This window comes from Hahella sp. CCB-MM4 (assembly GCF_002260525.1).
Classification (GTDB): Bacteria; Pseudomonadota; Gammaproteobacteria; order Pseudomonadales; family Oleiphilaceae; genus Hahella.
On sequence record NZ_MRYI01000003.1, the window covers coordinates 335904 to 356906 of the forward strand.

19 protein-coding genes are annotated in these 21003 nt (G+C 50.2%); 8 read left to right on the forward strand and 11 right to left on the reverse strand.

Translation table 11 applies throughout. From position 1 onward, the window contains the following. Window positions 1-5: 5 nt before the first annotated feature. The 5 genes from BTA51_RS08650 to BTA51_RS08670 form a co-directional block, all read right to left on the reverse strand. Window positions 6-1940, reverse strand: a complete 1935-nt coding sequence (locus tag BTA51_RS08650; protein WP_094707034.1) for a flagellar hook-basal body complex protein — start codon at window positions 1938-1940, stop codon at window positions 6-8. A gap of 90 nt (window positions 1941-2030) precedes the next feature. Further along, a complete protein-coding gene (locus BTA51_RS08655) occupies window positions 2031-2705 on the reverse strand; it encodes a flagellar hook assembly protein FlgD (protein WP_094707035.1) in 675 nt (224 codons plus the stop codon). Between the two features lie 26 nt (window positions 2706-2731). Continuing rightward, the gene (gene flgC, locus BTA51_RS08660; RefSeq protein ID WP_094707036.1) at window positions 2732-3169 is read right to left on the reverse strand and encodes a flagellar basal body rod protein FlgC; all 438 of its coding nucleotides are present in this window, start codon (window positions 3167-3169) and stop codon (window positions 2732-2734) included. A 2-nt stretch (window positions 3170-3171) separates the two neighbouring features. After that, entirely contained in the window at window positions 3172-3573 is a 402-nt protein-coding gene (flgB, locus tag BTA51_RS08665; protein WP_094707037.1) for a flagellar basal body rod protein FlgB, read from the reverse strand. Between the two features lie 347 nt (window positions 3574-3920). Beyond that, on the reverse strand, window positions 3921-4484 hold the full coding sequence (locus BTA51_RS08670) for a nitroreductase (RefSeq protein WP_094707038.1): 564 nt from the start codon (window positions 4482-4484) through the stop codon (window positions 3921-3923). A 438-nt stretch (window positions 4485-4922) separates the two neighbouring features. Between BTA51_RS08670 and BTA51_RS08675 the strand changes: the two genes are divergently transcribed. Then, entirely contained in the window at window positions 4923-6326 is a 1404-nt protein-coding gene (locus tag BTA51_RS08675) for an adenylate/guanylate cyclase domain-containing protein (RefSeq protein WP_094707039.1), read from the forward strand. Between the two features lie 9 nt (window positions 6327-6335). Here BTA51_RS08675 and queF read toward each other — a convergent pair whose 3' ends face one another. From queF to BTA51_RS08690, 3 genes are all read right to left on the reverse strand, one after another. Beyond that, entirely contained in the window at window positions 6336-7184 is an 849-nt protein-coding gene (queF, locus tag BTA51_RS08680; RefSeq protein ID WP_094707040.1) for an NADPH-dependent 7-cyano-7-deazaguanine reductase QueF, read from the reverse strand. Between the two features lie 80 nt (window positions 7185-7264). Continuing rightward, window positions 7265-8035: an ABC transporter permease gene (locus tag BTA51_RS08685; RefSeq protein WP_210404790.1), complete on the reverse strand. Its 771-nt coding sequence runs from the start codon at window positions 8033-8035 to the stop codon at window positions 7265-7267. Then, window positions 8028-8981, reverse strand: a complete 954-nt coding sequence (locus BTA51_RS08690; protein ID WP_094707041.1) for an ABC transporter ATP-binding protein — start codon at window positions 8979-8981, stop codon at window positions 8028-8030. Before BTA51_RS08690 ends, BTA51_RS08685 begins: the two co-directional genes overlap by 8 nt. 214 nt (window positions 8982-9195) lie before the next feature. On the opposite strand from BTA51_RS08690, the gene BTA51_RS08695 reads away from it, so the two are divergent. Beyond that, a complete protein-coding gene (locus BTA51_RS08695; protein ID WP_094707042.1) occupies window positions 9196-10215 on the forward strand; it encodes a hypothetical protein in 1020 nt (339 codons plus the stop codon). 12 nt (window positions 10216-10227) lie between these two features. Here BTA51_RS08695 and BTA51_RS08700 read toward each other — a convergent pair whose 3' ends face one another. Both BTA51_RS08700 and BTA51_RS08705 read right to left on the reverse strand, forming a co-directional pair. Further along, window positions 10228-11556 (reverse strand): HD-GYP domain-containing protein, encoded by a 1329-nt coding sequence (locus tag BTA51_RS08700; protein ID WP_094707043.1) that lies wholly within the window; start codon window positions 11554-11556, stop codon window positions 10228-10230. A gap of 290 nt (window positions 11557-11846) precedes the next feature. After that, complete coding sequence (locus tag BTA51_RS08705; RefSeq protein WP_094707044.1) at window positions 11847-12422, reverse strand: hypothetical protein; 576 nt, start codon at window positions 12420-12422, stop codon at window positions 11847-11849. Window positions 12423-12628: 206 nt separating this feature from the next. Between BTA51_RS08705 and BTA51_RS08710 the strand changes: the two genes are divergently transcribed. Further along, window positions 12629-13657 (forward strand): Fe(3+) ABC transporter substrate-binding protein, encoded by a 1029-nt coding sequence (locus BTA51_RS08710; RefSeq protein ID WP_246840978.1) that lies wholly within the window; start codon window positions 12629-12631, stop codon window positions 13655-13657. A gap of 13 nt (window positions 13658-13670) precedes the next feature. Then, on the forward strand, window positions 13671-15344 hold the full coding sequence (locus BTA51_RS08715; protein ID WP_094707045.1) for an iron ABC transporter permease: 1674 nt from the start codon (window positions 13671-13673) through the stop codon (window positions 15342-15344). Window positions 15345-15459: 115 nt separating this feature from the next. Here the strand turns inward: BTA51_RS08715 and BTA51_RS08720 are convergent, their stop codons facing one another. Continuing rightward, window positions 15460-17133: an AMP-binding protein gene (locus BTA51_RS08720; protein WP_094707046.1), complete on the reverse strand. Its 1674-nt coding sequence runs from the start codon at window positions 17131-17133 to the stop codon at window positions 15460-15462. 268 nt (window positions 17134-17401) lie between these two features. On the opposite strand from BTA51_RS08720, the gene BTA51_RS08725 reads away from it, so the two are divergent. From BTA51_RS08725 to BTA51_RS08740, 4 genes are all read left to right on the forward strand, one after another. After that, on the forward strand, window positions 17402-17821 hold the full coding sequence (locus BTA51_RS08725; RefSeq protein ID WP_094707047.1) for a hypothetical protein: 420 nt from the start codon (window positions 17402-17404) through the stop codon (window positions 17819-17821). 140 nt (window positions 17822-17961) lie between these two features. Then, window positions 17962-18921, forward strand: coding sequence for an ABC transporter substrate-binding protein (locus tag BTA51_RS08730; RefSeq protein WP_094707048.1), 960 nt, complete (start codon window positions 17962-17964; stop codon window positions 18919-18921). A 119-nt stretch (window positions 18922-19040) separates the two neighbouring features. Further along, window positions 19041-19937 (forward strand): ABC transporter permease, encoded by an 897-nt coding sequence (locus BTA51_RS08735; RefSeq protein WP_210404791.1) that lies wholly within the window; start codon window positions 19041-19043, stop codon window positions 19935-19937. Beyond that, complete coding sequence (locus tag BTA51_RS08740; RefSeq protein ID WP_094707050.1) at window positions 19934-20728, forward strand: ABC transporter ATP-binding protein; 795 nt, start codon at window positions 19934-19936, stop codon at window positions 20726-20728. The genes BTA51_RS08735 and BTA51_RS08740 overlap by 4 nt, the downstream gene beginning before the upstream one ends. Window positions 20729-21003 lie beyond the last annotated feature (275 nt).

Below are 21003 nucleotides of genomic sequence, written 5' to 3' on the forward strand. Positions count from 1 at the left end.
AGCGGTTACCTCAGATTGATAATGGTCTGAGTGATCGTATTGGCCGTCTCAATGGTTTTCGCATTGGCCTGATAGTTGCGCTGGGCAATTATCAGATTCACCAATTCGTCTGACAGATCCACATTGGACTCTTCCAGCGAACTGGCCTGTATGGAACCAAGCGAGGCGGTACCCGGAGCACCAATGATCGGATCACCCGATTCAAAGGTTTCCACCCAGGTCGTCTCCCCTACGGGAGCCAAGCCATTAACATCATTGAAATTTGCTAATGCCACCTGACCCAACACCAAGGATTCACTATTGGTGAATCTGGCGTAGATAATACCTGAGTCATCCACTTCCAATCCGGCCAATCGACCCGTCGTATACCCGTTCTGCTGCAGGTCATTGACAGAGAAGTCACTGCCGAACTGAGTCATTTGAGAGATATCGATTTCAAAGTTGGAACTGGTGGGGGGATCCGGAATCGGCAGTATGCCCCCATCAACCACGTTCAAAGGACCATCCGCCCCATTGGGATTACCATCGGCATCCGAAGGCACCCAGTTTGATATCAAAATATCATCCGACAGGGTTGAATTCAGGGTGCCATCCTCATTAAACACCAAACTGTATGATGCCTGGTTCGGCGTACCACCACTGACAAGAGGATCGCCCACGTCTTCCCCGTCAATCTGCACATACATGGTCCAGAGGTTATCCACTCCCGTTGATGTCAAATCCTCTTTAACAAAATAAGAGGTCATGACATGAGCATTACCAAGGCTGTCATAAATGGTTGTGGAGGTGGCATGGTTATAAGTATTCTCATCGGTCGGATCGAAAGCGTTGTTAACGAACGGCGTTCCGGTAAAGGTCGCAAACAAATCCGTCGTACCACTGGCAACCGTCACATTCTCGTCGATGGTCATGGTGACGGAACCACCGACAACCACCTGAGTATTACCGGTATTCAGCGTCTGCGTACTTGCACCTGCATCGCTACCGTTCACCACAAAACTATCACCAGGGTCGCCGCTGAAATTAAAACTGAGATCTCCGCCGCGACTGTCAATGACCACCAGATCAGTTCCATTCAGCACGGCACTGACCCCAACCAGCGAAGGCGAGGCATTAATGGCATTACCCAGACTGGTCAAATCTGTGTAGCCGTCAAAGGAGACACCATCAATCGTCACCACCATGTTTCCAGAGGCATTGTTGAATCCGGCACTGGTAATCGTTGCAGTAGTAGTGGCCGCCGCTTCGACGTTGTCCACATTGTTAAGCAGTGCTGCAATAGCTCCGGCGGTACTGTCTGCCGGTATAGTGACCGTCGAAGTGGTTCCATCCGCCTGGGTAATGGTCAGCGTCTGAGAGGTATAGCCGTTGGTGGTGCCCGCAACCGCCACTCCAATATCGGTACCGTCCGAGCCAATGGTGAACCCCCTCTCCACCAACACCTCTTCCGAGGCATCAAGATTCAGCTCCGCATTGATCAGTGTTGTCCTGGTCGGTGGAATACTGGTGATATCAATCAACAGATCATCAAGCACACCGCCAATCTGTCCGTTGTCGTTAGCCAGGAATCCCTGCAAGCGCATGCCGTTGTTATTGACGACATAGCCATCCTTATCGACACCAAACTGACCGGACCGGCCATAACGCCTTTCACCGTCATTATCCAGGACAAAGAACCCCTCACCGTTTATCGCCAGATCCAGGCCATTATCGGTGAATGAAATATTCCCTTGAGCGAAAGTCTGACTGACACTCAGCACCCGAACCCCGTCACCGACAGGATTTGTTCCCAGGCTCAGAAAGCTGTTGGCATAAAGATCACCAAACTCCGTGCGCGACTTTTTGTATCCCGTCGTACTGGCATTGGCAATGTTATTCCCTGTAACTTCCAGATCCACAGATGCTGCTCGAATACCTGTTAAGGCGACATTGAACGGCATATCACACCTCGCTTTGAATCAACTGTATCGCTTAATCACTGTCTGACGGCACGTCGGCGAAAGCTTCAGCATCCATCATTCCCCGGATCATTAAAAAATCTGTTTCACATCATTTATGCCGACAGATCCCATGTCAGCCAGGTTCAGAACAACACTCCCGGTCGTGCCGATGGAAACGCTGTCCACATTGGCTGCCAGATAAGAGGCCACTTCTTCGGTCTCTCCCCCATAACGGGCTTCAGCCACAATTTCATACTTACCGGCCGGCAAGGTTTCGCCCTTGCTGTTGGTTCCATCCCATGAGAACGGTACGTCACCGGCAACTTGTTGCCCCATATCCATCTTCTTAACCAACTCACCAGACAGGTTATACACACTGACCGTCAGACCCGAGGTGGACCCTGGAAGCTCAGCAACACCATTCACGCCCCCGGCGGCCGTTTTGACTGCATAATCCGCCGATACCAGCACATCCCTGCCAACCATGGCAGAAGCCTGCAAGGCCTGGGTACTGCGATATTGGGAAGCCATGGTATCAACGGTACCATTCAACTTCTCAATACCTTCGACCGAACTGAACTGCGCCAATTGGGCCACAAACTCTGCATTGTCCTGAGGATCCAGAGGACTCTGGTTATTCATCTGGGCAATCATTAATTCCAGGAACTCATTTTGACCGAGTTCGTTACTTTTCTCTTTTTCCTCAGATTTGAGAGTGTAATTACTCAGCACATCGCTGGAATTTACTGAACTGACATTGCTCATTTAACTATTCCTCGCCTGGCCGGTTTCTATTGCCCTAACGTCAAAAGACGCTGCATCATGGTTTTGGCGCTGTTCAGCACTTCGGTATTGATCTGAAAACTGCGTGTAGCGGACATCATGTCAGCCATCTCTTCCACCACATTAACATTCGGGTAGAACACATATCCCTGCTCATCCGCCATCGGATGATCCGGCTCGTACCGGCGCTGCAACGGATCCTGACTCTCCACAATTCCCAACACTTCCACTCCACGGGAAGCCTCCTGATTGATATCACCACGAACAGCATCTGCCAGCGCATCCTGCTGAATAGCGGCGAACACAGGTTTTCTGGCGCGATAGGTTTCATCAATACTGGAACTGGCTGACTCAGCATTTGCCAGATTACTGGCGGTGGTATTCAGCCTTACAGACTGCGCAGAAAGGGCCGAGCCCGCGATATCAAATATGCTGTTAATAGCCATGATTACTCCCCTCTAATCGCGTTCACCAAGCCTTTCATCCGGTTATTCAAAAGCATAAAACTGGCCTGAAAGTCGAGAGCATTCTTGGTGTATTCAACGATTTCTGTCTGAGATTCCACAGTATTTCCATCGATAGAAGGCTGCGAAGGATTCCGGTACATCATCTCTCCGTTTGCGCCACTGGCAGAGAGAGACATATGCCCTTCATCAGTGGTTGCGACTTCCAACTGGCTTTGCTGCTGACCAAGCTGCTTTTGCAATACAGCCTTGAAATCAATATCCCGAGCCTTAAAACCAGGGGTATCTGCATTCGCCAGATTGTTCGCCAAAACCTCGGCTCTTTGGGTTCGCAGCTTCAATGCCTGCTCATGAATCCCTAGAGCTTTATCAAATGAAATGGCCATTCGCTTACCTCATCATTCATTTCCTCTTGATACAGCAAGACCGATGCCATCAATATTTTCTTTCTATTTTTCAGTTAGTTAAGATTTTTGCACAAATAAAATGCGGCAATTTGCTACCGCTGCTTGCCGATAGTATTTCCGCTTAATTGAAACGATGGGAGAACGGGGAAATAGAACAGACAGTGCATGCCTGATCAGTCAAAGCCGAAGAAAGGACAGAGAAGCGGAAAAAGGGATAGCAAAACGAAAGAAAGGATAATGAAACAGAGGAACCCGAGGGCGGCATACACCCTATTGTCAGGATTGAGGCTGCCGAAGTCTTTTCTCCGGCACCCCATCAACACCAATTATTCGGTAATAAATTGCACTCGCTCATCAAACGCCGGCGCATCAACGGTTTTCACCTGACGCTCCACCGGAGTTCCCACATAGACAAAACCGACAAGCTTTTCATTATCTGCCAGCCCCATATCCTTGCAGGCCTGAGGATCGTAGGCGATATCACCGGTCCGCCACATTCCGCCATACCCGAGCGCATCGAGCCCCAGCAGCAATATATAGGCACTGCAACCGGCACTGACGATCTGCTCAACTTCCGGCACTTTGGGATGCTCTTCAATTCGGGCAATAACAGATATCACCATCGGCGCCCTCAACGGACGTCCCCTGGCACGCTCAACAGCCTCCGGAGTTGCCTGAGAATCCTTCCTCAAAGTGTAATCAACAAACACCTGCCCCAACTTGCCCAGACCATCCCCCTGCCATACCTGCAGCCTAAGCGGCCGAAGTCTTGCGTGATCAGGAGCCCGCATCATTGCGTCATATACGGATTCAAGCTCTTGTTTCGAAGGAGCGGGAGATTCCAGCAATGGTGAGGAGTAGCGTGCTGACAATATGCTGAGCATATCCATAGAGATTCCTTTTAATTTGCTTTGTCGCTTTTTAGCTTTGACACTTTTTAAATTTGTCACATTGATGATTCGTAGGACAGGACTACAGGGAATAATACCAAAGACGTATAGACTTTTTGGCTTGGACTATATCGTTTTTACTGATACCCTGAGGGCGCTTGCGGCCGCCCCTGTTTTCAAATTTAACGCATAACGCCGAATTTTCTGCATTATACTTATTAAACAAGGCACATCGGAGTTTACCTGAATTATCGGTCTGGCAGACTCAGTCCAAAACAGCAGACAAAAATACCTGCCACTCAGGCCTGATAACTCAAGCCCCGCCTGAATGCCGATAACACACACGAGCGAAGTAACATACCGTATTGAAATGCCTATAAAAAAGACTCTAACAAACAGAAATCACAATTGCCGCCAAGCACCATGGACGAGGTCGTTATGAACCAACCGTTGACCAATGCGCCGGTCGTCAGAACCGGACAGTCTGTGTCACCGGTTACCATCCCTCCGATGCCGGACTACAACGCCCGGGTATTAGGATATCTTGCTCTGGCAGCCATTGTTGTCTCAGGCATTCTGGAAAAGCATTTTAATGAAAACCTGATCTGGCTTGTACCCGCCGCCATGCTATGGCCTCATATTCTTTACTTTGCCTTGCGTTACCTGGGACAGGAAAAGAATATCAAAGTGCGTCAGAGCATGCTGCTTTTTGACTGCACACTGGGCGGCATTTTATTAGTATTGATAGACCTCAGCCTGACCCCCACCCTGTTTCTGTTATTGATGCTCAATTTCAGCCTGATTATTGTTGGCGGAGTGCGCAGCTGGGGGCTGGGAAATGTCGCGTTTCTTGGAGGCTTTACCCTCGCCTCCCTTTATTTCGGAATCAACATCGCACCACCAACCCCCATCAGCGTGAGTATTGTGGCGGGCTTTAGTTGCTCTATTTTCGTTTCGGTGACGGCCTACTATACACACCAACAAGCACGCGCACTGGTCAGCGCCAAGTCCCAGATCCAGTTCCAACGAGAGCAATCCATTACCCTATCGCACAAACTGGCAAAATACCTGTCCCCTCAGGTCTGGCAATCCATATTTACCGGCGAGCGCGATGTCCGCCTGGAAACACAACGCAAGAAGCTGGCAGTATTCTTCTCTGACATCAAAGGTTTCACAGAACTTGCTGAGGAAATGGAACCCGAGAGCCTGACAGAGCTTTTAAACAATTACTTCAACGAGATGTCGCAGATTGCTCTCAAATATGGCGGCACCATCGATAAATTTGTCGGCGACAGCATCATGATTTTCTTCGGTGACCCGACCAGCCGAGGTTCTAAGGAAGATACGGTTGCCTGCGTCGCGATGGCCATTGAAATGCGCAAACATATGAAGATTCTGCGCCAGAAATGGACCAGCCAGGGCATTAGAACTCCCCTTGAAATCCGCATGGGAATCAGCACCGGATTCTGCACCGTAGGTAACTTCGGCGCAGAAAATCGTATGGACTACACCATCATCGGCAAAGAGGTAAACCTCGCCAGCCGCCTGGAAACTCTGGCAGCTCCCGGAGAAGTGTTGGTTTCCTATGCCACTTTCTCTCTCATCAAAGACACCATCATGGTAAGAGATAAAGGAGAGATTTTGGTGAAAGGATTTGCCCGGCCCGTACCCATTTATTCCGTCGTCGATTTCCGACGGGATATCGGTGTCCACCAAAGCTTTATTGAGCACGAAAGCGAGGGATTCGCCATGTATCTGGATGCGGGAAAAGTCAACGTCGAGTCCCGGGATAAGGTACTTAAAGCGCTGGAGTCTGCCGCAGAGAAACTCAGAAACAGCTAGGGCCAGGCTTTATTGCCTGGCCAGCTTGAAGTTAGCAGCCGTTTCCGGATAGTTCGATCGCAGAGGATTAATATCCAGCCCTCCACGCCGGGTATAACGGGCATAGACCGCCAATTTTTCCGGCTGACAACGCTCCATCAAAGCCATGTAAATGGATTCCACACAGTGCTCATGGAAATCCTGATGGCCTCTCATTGAAACGATATATTGCAACAGTCCCTGATGATCGATAGCTTTTCCCTTATAGCGGATGTAGACCGTCGCCCAGTCAGGCTGACCGGTTACCGGACAATTGGATTTCAGCAAATGCGAGCAAAGCGTCTCTGACACGGTTTCGCTGCGTTCGTCAGTCTCGCCCTCATCATGACCAGCCAACACAAGAAGATTAATATCCGGCGTATAGTCCGTGCAGGTAACATCGAGATCATCCAGACACGTCGACTGCTCCCAGTCTGATTTTTCGTCTTCCCAACGACCGGGAGCCAGAATCTCAACCTTGACGGTCCCCTCAACAGCCCGCGACAGATCCACTTCCATCACTGAACGGACTTCTTCCTGATCAGCAAAAACCGTTTGATTGAACGAGTTCAGATAGAGCTTGAATGACTTGGATTCGACAATGTTCGCACTGTCTGCCGGAATCCTGAACACCCCGATCGCCACGACCGGCTTTCCCTTCGTATTCAGCCAGGACAATTCATAGGCATTCCACAAGTCCTCACCAACAAAGGGCAACTCTCCTGAGATGGCCAGCTTTTCGCGGTTCGGCGAGCGAGGAATAGGCGTCAGCAACGCAGCATCATAATGTTCAGGGTATTCAGTTGCCTGCCCCAGCTTAGTGGTTTGCTTCAGATCCACAGTTCACCTGCATATTTGTCAAAGTTAGATCCAGCCTTGAAATGTCCGGCCGTAATTAATGAGGGCAGGCCCTCATAGCATCAGTTTCGAATGCCTACACCACGATTCAGCAGAGACAGACTAAAAGTAAAGAGTATTGCTATAAACAACAGGATCATGCCGTATGCCACACCAATATTGATATCACTGACTCCCAACAAGCCATAGCGAAAGGCATTGACCATGTAGAGAATCGGATTCACCAGAGAAACATCCTGCCAAAATGACGGCAACAGGCTGATCGAGTAAAACACTCCGCCCAGATAGGTTAAGGGGGTCAACACAAAGGTCGGCACGATGGAAATATCGTCAAACTTGTTGGCATATACCGCATTGATGAATCCACCCAGCGAAAACAGGACCGCCGTCAACACCACCACACTGATAACCACTCCCAGATGGTGGATCTGCAGATCGGTAAACCACAGAGAGACAAGTGTTACGATAAAACCAACGGCCAGGCCGCGGGCAACACCTCCTCCCACATAGCCCAATAAAATGATGTAGTTGGGAACCGGCGCGACCAGCAGCTCTTCAATGCAATGCTGAAATTTCATCCCGAAAAATGACGACACCACATTCGCGTATGCATTGGTAATAACCGACATCATGATCAGCCCGGGCACTATAAAATCCATATAGGCGTAACCACCCATCTCACCAATGCGAGGACCGATAAGATTGCCAAAAATCACGAAGTACAGCGTCATGGTAATGGCAGGGGGAAGAATGGTCTGCGGCCAGATCCGGGTAAACCGGCGAACCTCTTTGATCACAATCGTCTGAAAGGCGACCCAGTTAGCACTAAGCATCAGCCATATCCTCCTGCCGCTTATTCGCTTTCTTTTCCTCACTGACCAGGCGAATAAACAACTCCTCCAGGCGATTGGTTTTGGTCCGCATGCTATTTACTTTTACCCCAAGAGAATCTAACTGACGGAAGGCATCATTCAGACTCAGATCACTGGCGACATCTATTTCCAGCTGGCCGTCTCCCGTCAATCTGGCCGGATATCCTTGCAGCATGGGCGCTTGATCAAGGTTACCAGCGATATCCAGTACAAAGGTTTCGTTATGCAGTTTACGCAGCAAATCCCGCTTATTGGCATGCTCCAGGATTTCACCCTGATCAATAATGGCAATATTGCGGCAAAGCGCTTCCGCTTCTTCAAGGTAATGAGTCGTCAGTATGATGGTACGACCTTCGCGGTTTACATTAGTCAGGAAGGTCCACATCGAACGCCGAAGCTCGATATCCACCCCGGCGGTAGGTTCATCCAGGATGATCAGTTTAGGGTCATGAACCAACGCCCTGGCAATCATCAGTCGTCTTTTCATACCTCCAGAGAGCATTCGGGCGGGCTGGTCGTGCTTCTCCCACAACCCCAATTCCGTGAGGTACTTTTCAGCATTGCTCCGGGCGACCTTGGCGGGAATACCATAGTACCCGGCCTGGGTGACAACGATGTCAAACACCTTTTCGAACTGGTTAAAGTTAAACTCCTGAGGAACCACCCCTAGATTCAACTTAGCCTTGACCAGATCGGTGTCGATGTCGTGACCAAATACACGCACCTTGCCGGAGGTTTTATTCACCAGTGAAGAAACGATACCCAAGGTGGTCGACTTGCCAGCACCGTTGGGCCCGAGCAAGGCAAAGAAATCACCTTCCTCCACGTCCAGATTGATACCTTTTAATGCTTCAAAACCGTTGCCATATACCTTGCGCAACGACTCTATTGCCAGTGCAGTAGACATGATTATCCATTAGTTGTGAGCTCAGCTCTTCTAAAATTGAGGCTACCACCCCGAATTTCAATCCCCAACCCGGGTTATTCCTTCGCAGCACAGGACCGATAGTCCGTTTTTCAGAAACTGGGATCGGTTTCCTTTTTATGAACCTGCGAGTCGATATAATCCGGTTAATTTCAGTATAAAAAATGCATCTTTACGTAAAGGACTGTATTCCTGTATGAAACAAACGCTTGCAGTGATTCTGGCACTCTTCCTGGTTGGTTGCGGAGGCAGTGAGGACAGTGGCGGATCAAATGGAACCAAAACCGGTTATCTGACCTTTGATGGAATTGCAGGACTCCCCTATCGTACGGCCAGTCAGTCCGGCGTCACAGATGAGTTGGGCCGCTTCCATTACCTCGAGGGCGAAACCATCTCCTTCTATTTGGGCGACATTGTCTTTGCCCAGGATATTCCAACCAAACCCTACCTCACCGTGATCGACTTCGATCAGGATGTGGTAGATCAGATAGATGAAGGCAGCCAGGTCAGGGGTATGACCGATCACACCGAGCTGGTGGAAGCGGCATCCAAAGAGCAGAACATTGTCAACATGACACGCCTTCTGTTTGCTATTACCGATCCCCCTGAAGACAAAGATTCAGATGACATTGCCCTCATTTATATTTCGGGTGATGTGCGGGCCGCTGCAAAGGCTTACAGTTTCAGCTCCCCCATTATATTTGACCAGGATGTCGGGAACTTCGGCAGTGAAGACCTCCCCGACAACCAGGAAAACCTCTTCATAAACTACATCTGTGAAAAGCTGGGACAGGCAGCCTGCCTGAATGGCGGTGTCAAGGAAATGCCGGCTTCGGAGCAAGCAGAAACATTTGGCAAATCACAGTCTGAAGACATCACCAGCACAATCGCCAGCAAAATTTTTCTCAGCCCAAGAGTCTTCGAAATCAATGCCACCGATACCCGGGTATATGATGTATCGATTACAGCCGTCAACCTTGACCTGAACATTGCTGAACTTGAAGTCAAAACAATTGATGAGTTACCAGACAGTGAGGGCAACTTTCCCGACGACCCTCGATCAGTGGTCGCCATTCAGTATGGCTCAGCCAGCAATGCCCGGTTCGGATTCTATGCTACAGGTGAATCCGGCCAAGAAACGTCAATCATTGCGAATATCAAGCTAAAGGGCGACTATCGCTGGTACAAAAAGTCTCTCAGGGTGCGGCTACGATAAACAAACAAAACACTAACTCAGGACGCTTTTCGCCCGCCAGCGCCCGATCACTTCAGGAAGCACATATTCCGCGGGGTTAATATCATAGGCGCCAAACGGCAGACTTCTGGAAACCTGCAGATAGTCTTCCTGGCGCTTCTTCTTGTCATTGTACTCCCGCAAGTTCACCACCTTCCCTTTTTTGAGCGGCCGCTCATGCTCATCCATCAATACCATGACGGTTGGCCAGAGCTTTCTTTCGGGGTTATTGGCCAGCACCACACCAATTTGATGGTTACTTAGTTCAACCATAGTACCCGTGGGGTATACACCAATAGCGTTGATGAAGCGCTCAATAAGATCTTCCTGGAACTCGATGTTTCTGACCTGATACAGCCGTGCCACCGCCTCTGAAGGCTTCATCGGCTCCACTCCTGGGCGAGGCTCAATCATTTCCTGATAGTAGTCCACTATTCCGGCGATTTTGGCCAGCAGTGGAATCTTGTCGCCATTCACACCCTTTGGAAATCCCGATCCGTTATGGCGCTCACGATGATACTCAACAATTGTCACGACCTGGGGTGGGATAGCAGCATCCGATTTAAGGATGGCGACACCTTCATCAACGTATGTCTTGTACTCCCTGAACTCTTCTGCTGTGAGGTAGTGATTGTCTCTCAGCAGGTCATCAGACAGTCTGGCCTTACCAATCTGACTCAATAACAGTCCGGATGCCAAAGTATTCAGAACATTGGGAGCAAGCCCCAAATGACGACCAAGAACCAATCCCCAGATACTTGCTGACACTGCGTGGGAGTAGCTGTACTCGTCTTTACGCTGCACCCGGGAAAGCCATAACAAGGCGTCGGGATTCTGGATCACGCTCTGAGTCATACTTTGAGCGAGATCTTCTGTCATCGTGATATCGACAGGAAGGCCCGCATTCACTTCTTCCAGAATACGGCCCAATGTCTGATCAATGTCCTTGATCAATCGACGCGCCTGGCGAATTCCTTTTTTGAGGCTAACCTTGGTTTCATAATGAATAGGCTGGCGTATCACAATCGGCGTATGAGGAACCCTGAGCCGGTGCTCTGCATGCGTGCTGCCGGATTGAATCAGATCATTCAGTCGGGCCTGCATTCCAGAAGGGGTTTCCAGCTGTTCATACCCTGTACGGGCCAGCGGGCGGTCGATGTAAACATGACGACAATATGACTGCAGGGCGCGGATATCATCGCTGCTCCTGATATAAAACCCTTGCAATGGAAAAGGAGTCTGACACCAGGGTCTGTCGAGGTCTGCCACGAACATGCCGATTGACAGCTCGGACACCGACATTTTGATACTTTGTGCAGCCACCGCTAAATACCTCTGAATTCAAGCTTTAAAGCAAGTTAAGTGACAATCCGAAAGTCTTTCGCGTCCCTCAAGCCTTCCTCTTTCTCTTTAAACTGAAGCCTCATGAAGCCTTTTTCTATTGACTTACATTTTCCACGACCGCTCTCAAGGCTCCACTACAAATTGAAGTGATTGGGTAACATAAAGACAGACTTTCTTTACTGTGTGTACAAACGCGGACAAATTTGCACACACTCCGTGAACAGGTTCACACCCAAAATGAGCACATCTCAGAATCAGGATAAAGCAGGTTAGTTTGGACAGGCTTTGCTATTCAGCACGGGCGGTCTATCCTCCCCGCTTCCCTTCACCACTTTTTTAACAGCCACCACATAAGGAACCACCGAGGCCTTCAGATAGTCCACGTTTTGTTTTTCCTCACCGGAATCGACTGTCGTTTCCGCAGGAAAGCAGAAAATATTCAGTTCTACTGTCTTGCCGAAGTTTTCCGGTCGGGTGATGTTATTCTCTCCGCGAATACTGCCACATGGCATGCTCCCATTGGTGACAGGCCGACCCTCCATTGTCAGATCCAGATCCGGCTGTGCGCACAATAGCACTTCACTACCATCTGTTGCTATACACCCTTTTTCCTGATCCATTTGGCTCATAAACACCAATGTCCTGGCACTACATTGAGTTTTCAGAGTGAAGTTTGAACTGGCTTCCCCCCCCATCCCTTCAGTGGTTTCCCACTCCAGCAGGAATTCCCTCGCCTCCCCGGCAGAGTTTTCCGCGTGAAAACGTCCGAAGTGCGAATAGGTCGTAGAACATCCGGTAACCAGCACCAACAAAGCGGCCACCACACCACCTGCAATAGACTTCATTGTTATTGCATCTCCTCAAAGTCAACCCAGATCCAGAAAACCAAAACGGCCATTCTATCGAAAAAGTAAGGATCTCTCGAACTGAATCCAATGCCTAAAGCCAAATTACGCTTGACAATCTCGCTCATAAACTGAGAATTATTATCATTCATATTTTTATACACATTATTTAATAATCCTCTCTGCAATATCGCTAAGGAATTACTATGAAGGTCCCTTTCGCTAAACGTCTGGCTTGTCGTCTGCTGATGGTGACCGCTGGTCTTGTCTCTGGCCAGCAGGTAATGGCTGCCGACGAAGTTAATATCTATTCCAATCGCCAGCCGTTTCTGATCCGCCCGATTCTGGATACCTTTACCCGCCAGACGGGGATTGAGACCAACGTGGTATTCACCAAAACAGGTGTTGCTGAACGCCTGAAGACCGAGGGTGCCAACAGCCCGGCAGACCTCGTACTGACGGTCGATATCGGCCGACTCCAGGAACTGGTCGAAGCTGATGTGGTTCAGCCAGTGGAAAGCAAAGTCCTTGACACCAACATTCCCGCCCAATACCGCTCCAAGGAAAATCTCTGGTTCGGCCTGACCCTGCGGGTACGAAATATCTATGCCTCTAAAGAACGTACTGACATTAAAGCGATTTCCTATGAGGACTTGAGCAAGCCGGAGTGGAAAGGCCGCGTATGTACCCGCTCAGGCAAGCATCAATACAACATCGCCCTGATTGCCTCCATGATCGCCCATCATGGCGAAGCGGAAGCTGAGAAATGGTTAAGGGGCGTGAAGGCCAATCTGGCTCAGAAACCCCAGGGGAACGACCGGGCCCAGGTGAAAGCCATCAAAGAAGGAATTTGTGACCTGGCGCTGGGCAACAGCTACTATTACGGGGTCATGCTGACTGACGAAAACCAGAGCGAATGGGCACGCTCGGCCAATATTCTGTTCCCCAACCAGGACAACCGTGGCGCCCATGTAAACATCAGCGGTGTTGCACTGACCAAAGCGGCTCCCAACAAGGCTAATGCGATCAAACTGATGGAATTCCTGTCCGGTGAACTCGCTCAGAGAATGTACTCAGAGCAGAACTATGAATATCCAGTCAAGCCGGGTGTACAACCTTCAGGGCTGGTATCTTCGTGGGGTAGCTTTACAGCAGACCAGATCTCCCTGGATGAAATTGCCAAGTATCGGGAACAGGCGGTCAAGCTGGTTGATAAAGTCGACTTTGACGGTTAAGGAGTCAATCTGAATGGAAGCCATCACGGCTCCTGATTTTGACGCATCCACCCACCATCAGGCCGACCCGGTCCGATGGTGGCGGTGGCTGACCTGCAGCCTCGCAGTACTCGTTCTGATTCCGCTGCTGTCAGTACTCTATCTTTCGTTTTTTCCGGATGAGAATATCTGGCCGCATCTGATAAATACGGTGCTGCCGCGTTATCTCACCACCACCGCGTGGCTGATGCTGGGTGTCGGTCTTCTTTCCACCTTTTTCGGGCTTACCAGTGCCTGGCTGGTGGCACACTACCGGTTTCCCGGACGCCGGATATTCTCTTGGGCACTGTTGCTGCCATTTGCGGTGCCTGCCTATGTGATCGCCTACGTATACACGGATTTGCTGGAATACTCCGGCACCTTTCAGGCAACACTGAGGGCTCTGTTCGGCTGGTCTTCTCCGAGAGATTACTGGTTCCCTGAAATTCGAAGCCTGGGGGGTGCCATCCTGATGTTCTCCCTGGTGTTGTATCCCTACGTATATCTGACATGTCGGGCAGCCCTGCAGGAACAGTCCGAGAGCCTCATCCTGGCCAGCCGCTCACTGGGAGCAGGAACCTTGAAGACCCTATTCAAGGTGATTCTTCCCGGTGTCCGCCCCGCGCTGGCAGTCGGCCTGGCCCTTGCGCTTATGGAGACGCTGAATGATTACGGCACCGTCAGCTACTTTGCCGTACAAACCCTGACAGCAGGGCTCTATGATACCTGGCTGAATCTCAGTAACCTGGGTGGCGCTGCGCAGATTGCCGGACTAATGGTGGGTATCGCCCTACTGCTGCTATATCTGGAACGCTCCAGTCGGCGTCAGGTAAAAACCTATCAAACCGGCATCAAAGTGCGTCCACTGGAGCCAACCAGGCTCTCCGGCAAGTACGCTGTCGCCGCGGCGACGTTCTGTTTCCTGCTGATACTGGCGGGCTTTCTGGTACCCGCGGGGTTGCTTACCTACTATGCGGTGCTCTACTTCGAGCAAAGCTGGACCAATGACTTTGTCGAGTATGCGCTGAACTCACTCAAGCTGTCTTCGCTGGCTGCGCTGATTCTGATCATCGTGGGAACTCTGCTGGCATACTCCCAACGCATCGCCCCTTCGAAGTTCAATAAAACTATGGTCAGGCTGGCATCCGTGGGCTACGCCATGCCCGGGGCCGTACTGGCGGTAGGTGTTATTGTTCCATTAGGGCGATTTGACAACTGGTTCGACGGAGTGGCCAAAGCCTGGTTCGGTACCGGCACGGGCCTGCTGTTGAGTGGAACCGTTGTAGCAATTCTCTATGCCTATTCTGCACGCTTCCTGACGGTCTCTCTGGGCTCCGCTGAAAGTGGCCTGGCCAGAATCACCCCAACCATGGATCAGGCTGCCAGAACCCTGGGACACGGCCCCTGGACAAGTTTGAGAAAAATTCACCTGCCGTTGCTGAGACGAAGTCTGCTGGCAGCCGCGATCATTGTCTTTGTGGATTGCATGAAGGAATTACCCGCCACCCTGATCCTGCGGCCGTTTAACTTCGAAACCCTGGCCACATTTGTCTATCAGTATGCCTCTGATGAGTTACTGGAGCAAAGTGCCCTGGCTGCTCTCATGATCGTTATTGTGGGCCTGCTCCCCGTCCTGCTGCTGAATAAAGCCAGCAATAACGGGCAATGATGATCACCTTCAAAGAACGATTAGCATCTCCAGAGAATGATTAGCACCTCCAAAGGAAGTGATCTTAGATAACCAATAAAAAACGCACCTCTCGGTGCGTTTTCGGTGACCAGGCTTATTGCCAGATAACTTTTTTCCGCGCGGCGTACCATTCTTCCATCAGAGGATTATAGGTATCTTCGATCACGTTGCGCTTCATCTTCATGGTGGGTGTCAGAAACTCGTTCTCAATCGTCCACTGATCTTTGACCACCACCATAAACTGCAGTTGTTCATGGGGATCCACGGAAGCATTAATGTCGTTCAGCTTGGTCATCAGCTCTGCCTCCAAATCCTTCTGAAACTCCGGATCGCTGCGCTTTGGATAGGCATCTTCAGACAACATCACCAGACAGCATGGCTGAGGATAATCGGCACCGGCAACACAAGCCATATCGATCCTCGATAGAGATACCACCCGATTCTCAATCGGAGCTGGTGCCACATACTTCCCTTTGCTCGTTTTAAACAGCTCCTTGGTGCGACCGGTCAGTTTCAGCCGCCCCATCTCGTCAATTTCCCCGCGATCCCCTGTTTTCAGCCAGCCATCATCAGAGAATGCTTCGGCAGTTTTTTCTTCATCCTTGTAATAGCCCATCATATTGGCGGGGCTCTTGATCTGAACCTCCCCTTCTCCACTGATACGCTGCTCAACACCAGGCATCGGTTCACCAACATAGCCGACGCGGGTTCGACCAGGCTTGGTGATATGTGAATAGGCAAAGTTCTCAGACATGCCGTAGCCTTCCAATAGCTCAAGTCCGAGATTGCGGTACCAGTTCAGAATGTCCTGGGACAAGGGTGCAGAACCACTGCCCGCTATCCTGGCGTGCTGAAGCCCCAGGGCTGTGAGAACTTTCTTCTTCACCACTTTGTTCAGCAGGGGAATCTTCAACATTCTGTTGAGTTTCTTTTCCGGCATTTTTGCCAGTACACCTGCCTGAAACTTGGTCCACAAACGCGGCACCGAAATGAATACGGTTGGACGGGCTCTCTGCAGATCCTGAACAAAAGTGTCCAGGGCTTCCGCAAAATAAACGTGAAAGCCGATTTGAAGGGAGGTTGATTCCACACAGAACCGCTCAAATACATGAGACAGGGGCAAATAAGATAACATTCTGTCTTCGCGGCTGATATTCAACTCTTTCACAGCACCTTCAGCGCCAACACAGAAAGAATTGAAGGAAGTCATAACCCCTTTTGGCATCCCTGTAGAGCCAGAGGTGTATATAATAGTCGCCAACTCTTCGTGAGAACGCTCGGGACTTTCTTTCATCGGCGAGGTTTTTTCAACGATTTCATTCCAGCCGATAAAATCGTTAGGCGGACTTAACGGATATGAAATACAGTGCATTTCAGAGGATACGCCATCCTTCATGGTATCCCAGTCATCCAGCTTACCGACAAAAAGCACCTTGGTTTCACTGTGATCCAGAATCTGTTTGACGCTGTCCGCATGTAACGTCGGGTACAGAGGGACCGATATATGGCCGGCCATCCAGATCGCCAGATCTGACATGATCCAGTGGGCACAATTCTTTGAGAGGATCCCAATTTTGGATTTTTCAGGAAGATCCAGTGACTTCAGGTAATTGGCCATCCGGCGGACTTCCTGAGCTGTTCTGGCCCAGGTGAACTCTTCACAAAGTCCTTCCCCCATTGGCTGGGTCATATAAACATCGCTGGGGCGGGATTTTTCCCAATGGTAGAGCCGCTGAAGTGGGGTTGGTATATGGGTGTGTAGCTCCATTGTGTACTTTAGCCTTCTCTCTTATTGAAATTATGGTTGCTCGAGCCTTTTATTAACGAAAGTTTACATTGTTAGTAATGCCACGTACTGTGCGTACTTCGCAAAATCAAAGCACACAAAACCCGCGGATTCAACGGTATTGCAGTGGCTGCGCATTCCGGAAAACCAAAATCCGCGTGAATTAACGTCCTGCTTCATAGATATTGCCACGAGCATCACTATAATGCTGGTGAAAAATTAATTTCCCGCGACAATCGGGCCAAACAACATGACCAAATACCTCTGCAGAAAATGTAAAAAAGGTGTCCTCAAACCGATCGTCGTGGACGAGCACGAAACAGAGCTGAGTGAGCTATTTATCTGCAGCCACTGTCACCACAAAGCTAAGATTCCGGCAGCCATGATCGTATTCAGCCAGATCGTCAGTAGTCTTGCCGGCGGTTTGGTCACTGCTTACCTGTTCATCGAACAACTTTCAATACTGGTCACTTCCATTCAATTTGGTATAGATGCCAACTTGACCAAAAATGTTTCTCTGCTCATCATATCGCTCCTGTTTCTGCTGGGGTTCGGCTACACCCTTTTTATAGGATTCCAGGGGTTCTCAAGGAGACAGATTTACCTTAACTCTGATTTGCAGGTGGAAGATCACCCCCAGTCGCCAAACAGTTCTTCCAATACCGGTTAACGCAGATCCCATAAAGGAATGCGTCAGCGAAATCGAGCAAAAGAAATAAAGCAAAATCGGAAAAGTAAAAAACAACGGGCTGAAAAACCAGGTAGGCCGCGGCCAGATCTGCGGATATCAATAAGAAATGAGGAAACTCCATGATTAAACAAGTATTTACTGCGAGCCTGCTGATGCTGGGCCTGGCAGGATTCAACGCCCAGGCAGAAGATAAGTTTGTTGCCATCACCCAGATCGTCGAACATCCCGCTCTGGATGCCTGTCGTCAGGGTGTACAGGATGAACTGGCCGAACATGGTTATGTCGTAGGTAAAAACCTGAAGTGGATGTATGAAAGCGCCCAGGGTAACCCGACAACTGCCAGCCAGATCGCCAAGAAATTTGCCGGTGAAGAACCGGACGTTATCGTCGCAATCGCCACACCGTCTGCGATTACCGCAGCCGCTGCAGCCCGTAATACCCCTATCGTTTTTTCCGCAGTCACCGACCCTGTGGGTGCCAAACTGGTGAAATCACTGGATAACCCTGGTGGCATGGTAACTGGAACCACCGATATGCTGCCTCTGGCGAAGCACATGGAGCTGATCCAAAAGATCCTTCCGGGGGTTAAAAATATCGGCACGATCTACAACCCGGGAGAAGCCAACTCGGTCTCCATGGTGAACCGCCTGAAAACAGAGCTTCCAGAGGGCATTACGCTTCATGAAGCGGCCGCTACCAAAAGCTCTGAAATCCTGAATGCAGCCAGATCCCTGATCGGTAAGGTTGATGCCATTTACCTGCAAACCGATAACACTGTCATTTCAGCTGTTGAAGCCGTCATCAAAGTGGGCGAGCAGAACAAAATTCCCGTCATTGCAGCTGATACTGACACTGTGAAGCGCGGAGCAATTGCAGCTTACGGCTTTAACTACTACGATGTCGGCCGCCAAACCGGTGCGATTGTATCTGAAGTGCTGTCCGGCAAGGCTCCGAGTGAGATTCCTGTTGGGCAGGTAGAGAAACTTGAGCTGTACCTGAATCCTGGTGCAGCAGAGAGAATGGGCGTGACGTTTTCCAAAGAGCTGCTTGATGAAGCCAAGGAAATCGTAGAAAGCTGATTTTTCTTCGGGTCGCATGAAGCAAGACACCGTCTGCCCCATGCGACCCGCTTTGCCTTTCAGAAATATCCCTAACCCTACATCTTCACCTCAAATCCAAGACACATTTGGAGGATGTTTTGAGTCAAATTGCCTTTTTAGGCGCCATTGAAACCGGGCTGATTTTTGCGCTGGTGGCTTTCGGTGTTTTTATTTCATTCAGAGTACTGGATTTTCCAGACCTGACAGTCGATGGCAGCTTCCCCCTTGGGGCAGCAGTTTCAGCCACCTTGATTGTCAGTGGCGTCAATCCATGGCTGGCTACGCTGGCTGCCATGCTCGCCGGTGGCTGTGCCGGTTGGTTGACCGCCTGGATGAACATCAAACTGAACATTCTGCATTTGCTCGCCTCCATACTGACCATGATTGCACTGTACTCAGTCAACCTCAGAATCATGGGCAAGCCGAATACGGCGTTACTGGGTGAAGAAACAGTACTGACTCCCTTCGAGAGTCTGGGACTACCCTATTACTACTCAACCCCACTGGCTTTTGCTGTGGTGGTACTGATAGTCGTTACTCTGATGTACTTGTTCCTGACCTCAGAAACAGGTCTTGGGATGCGTGCAGCCGGGGCTAACCGCAATATGGCCAGAGCCCAGGGAATCAACACCGGGGGCATGATCATGCTCGGTATGGCAATCTCCAACGCACTGGTCGCGCTGGCCGGCTCCATGTTTGCCCAATCTCAGGGGGCAGCGGACGTCACCATGGGAGTCGGTGTTATTGTTGTTGGTCTTGCCTCCGTGATTGGTGGAGAAGCAGTAATGCCACCCAAAACCATCCTGTTGGCGTTACTGGGATGTATTCTGGGTTCCATTCTGTATCGTCTGGCCATCGCCGCCGCACTCAACGCAGACTTTTTAGGTCTCCAGGCTCAGGATCTCAATTTGATTACCGCGGCTCTGGTGGCTTTTGCTATTGTCCTGCCTGGAGCCAAGAGATCCGTGTTCCGTAAAAGTGGGGTGACCAAATGATCAGTATTAAGGATCTCCATGTTTGTTTTGGTCGCGGCACTCCGCTTGAAGTACATGCTCTCAGAGGCATTGATCTGAACATCCCCCAGGGTCAGTTCGTCACCGTTATCGGCAGCAACGGCGCCGGCAAGAGTACACTTTTGAACGCCCTGTCCGGTGAAATCGCCCCTGAAATGGGTCGTATTATTATCGGGCACCAGGACGTCACCCGCTGGCCGACACACAAACGTGCAAAGTCAGTCGCACGCGTATTCCAGGATCCCAAAATGGGCACCTGTGAATCTCTTACCCTCGAAGAAAATCTCGCACTGGGACTATCAAGGGGACAACGCCGCAGCCTTCGACCTGCGCTAAAATCAAGCAAGGTCAAAGAGCTGAAAGAATTGGTGGCCAGCCTCGGACTGGGTCTGGAGAACCGTCTGAAAGATAAAATCGGACTACTTTCCGGAGGTCAACGACAGGCTCTGAGTTTGTTGATGGCCACACTTCAGCCCATTGAAATCCTTCTGTTGGATGAGCACACGGCGGCATTGGACCCCAAGACGGCCAGCTACGTACTGAAGTTGACGGCAGAAATTGTCGAGGCTGATCAACTGACCGTCATGATGGTTACCCACAGCATGCAGCAGGCTCTGTCATACGGGCATCGCACCCTGATGCTGCATGAAGGCCAGATTATCTTCGATATTCATGGCGAGGAACGTGCCTCCACCACGGTGGCTGATCTTCTTAATCTGTTTGAGCGTAAGCGGGGTGAAGTTCTCGCTGACGATGCACTCCTGTTAGGCTAGGCATATTCCTTTTTCCTCAGGCGGCTATGTCGGCCGCCTATCCTTCCCAGCCGCCTATCCTTCCCCGCTATAAATTGGTATATTTTTCCCAAATTTAACAAATAACCACTAGGCAGCACTCCAAAGCCTTAGCTATATTTAAGGTTAGTTTCTAGATTTAAGATGACTTTCTATAATTAGGATGGTTTTCTAGATTTAAGATGGCTTTCTAGATTTAAGATGGCTATCCAGGTCTTCTATCTAGGATTGCCACGCTGTTGCAGGAAGCTTACAGG

Coding starts and splice junctions, on each gene's coding strand:
- flgC (WP_094707036.1), bottom strand. CDS start 3,169: ATGGCTATTAACAGCATATTTGATATCGCGGGCTCGGCCCTTTCTGCG.
- BTA51_RS08685 (WP_210404790.1), bottom strand. CDS start 8,035: ATGCTTAGTGCTAACTGGGTCGCCTTTCAGACGATTGTGATCAAAGAG.
- BTA51_RS08690 (WP_094707041.1), bottom strand. CDS start 8,981: ATGTCTACTGCACTGGCAATAGAGTCGTTGCGCAAGGTATATGGCAAC.
- BTA51_RS08710 (WP_246840978.1), top strand. CDS start 12,629: ATGAAGGTCCCTTTCGCTAAACGTCTGGCTTGTCGTCTGCTGATGGTG.
- BTA51_RS08725 (WP_094707047.1), top strand. CDS start 17,402: ATGACCAAATACCTCTGCAGAAAATGTAAAAAAGGTGTCCTCAAACCG.
- BTA51_RS08740 (WP_094707050.1), top strand. CDS start 19,934: ATGATCAGTATTAAGGATCTCCATGTTTGTTTTGGTCGCGGCACTCCG.
- BTA51_RS08720 (WP_094707046.1), bottom strand. CDS start 17,133: ATGGAGCTACACACCCATATACCAACCCCACTTCAGCGGCTCTACCAT.
- BTA51_RS08695 (WP_094707042.1), top strand. CDS start 9,196: ATGAAACAAACGCTTGCAGTGATTCTGGCACTCTTCCTGGTTGGTTGC.
- BTA51_RS08670 (WP_094707038.1), bottom strand. CDS start 4,484: ATGGATATGCTCAGCATATTGTCAGCACGCTACTCCTCACCATTGCTG.
- BTA51_RS08730 (WP_094707048.1), top strand. CDS start 17,962: ATGATTAAACAAGTATTTACTGCGAGCCTGCTGATGCTGGGCCTGGCA.
- flgB (WP_094707037.1), bottom strand. CDS start 3,573: ATGGCCATTTCATTTGATAAAGCTCTAGGGATTCATGAGCAGGCATTG.
- BTA51_RS08655 (WP_094707035.1), bottom strand. CDS start 2,705: ATGAGCAATGTCAGTTCAGTAAATTCCAGCGATGTGCTGAGTAATTAC.
- BTA51_RS08650 (WP_094707034.1), bottom strand. CDS start 1,940: ATGCCGTTCAATGTCGCCTTAACAGGTATTCGAGCAGCATCTGTGGAT.
- BTA51_RS08705 (WP_094707044.1), bottom strand. CDS start 12,422: ATGAAGTCTATTGCAGGTGGTGTGGTGGCCGCTTTGTTGGTGCTGGTT.
- BTA51_RS08715 (WP_094707045.1), top strand. CDS start 13,671: ATGGAAGCCATCACGGCTCCTGATTTTGACGCATCCACCCACCATCAG.
- BTA51_RS08675 (WP_094707039.1), top strand. CDS start 4,923: ATGAACCAACCGTTGACCAATGCGCCGGTCGTCAGAACCGGACAGTCT.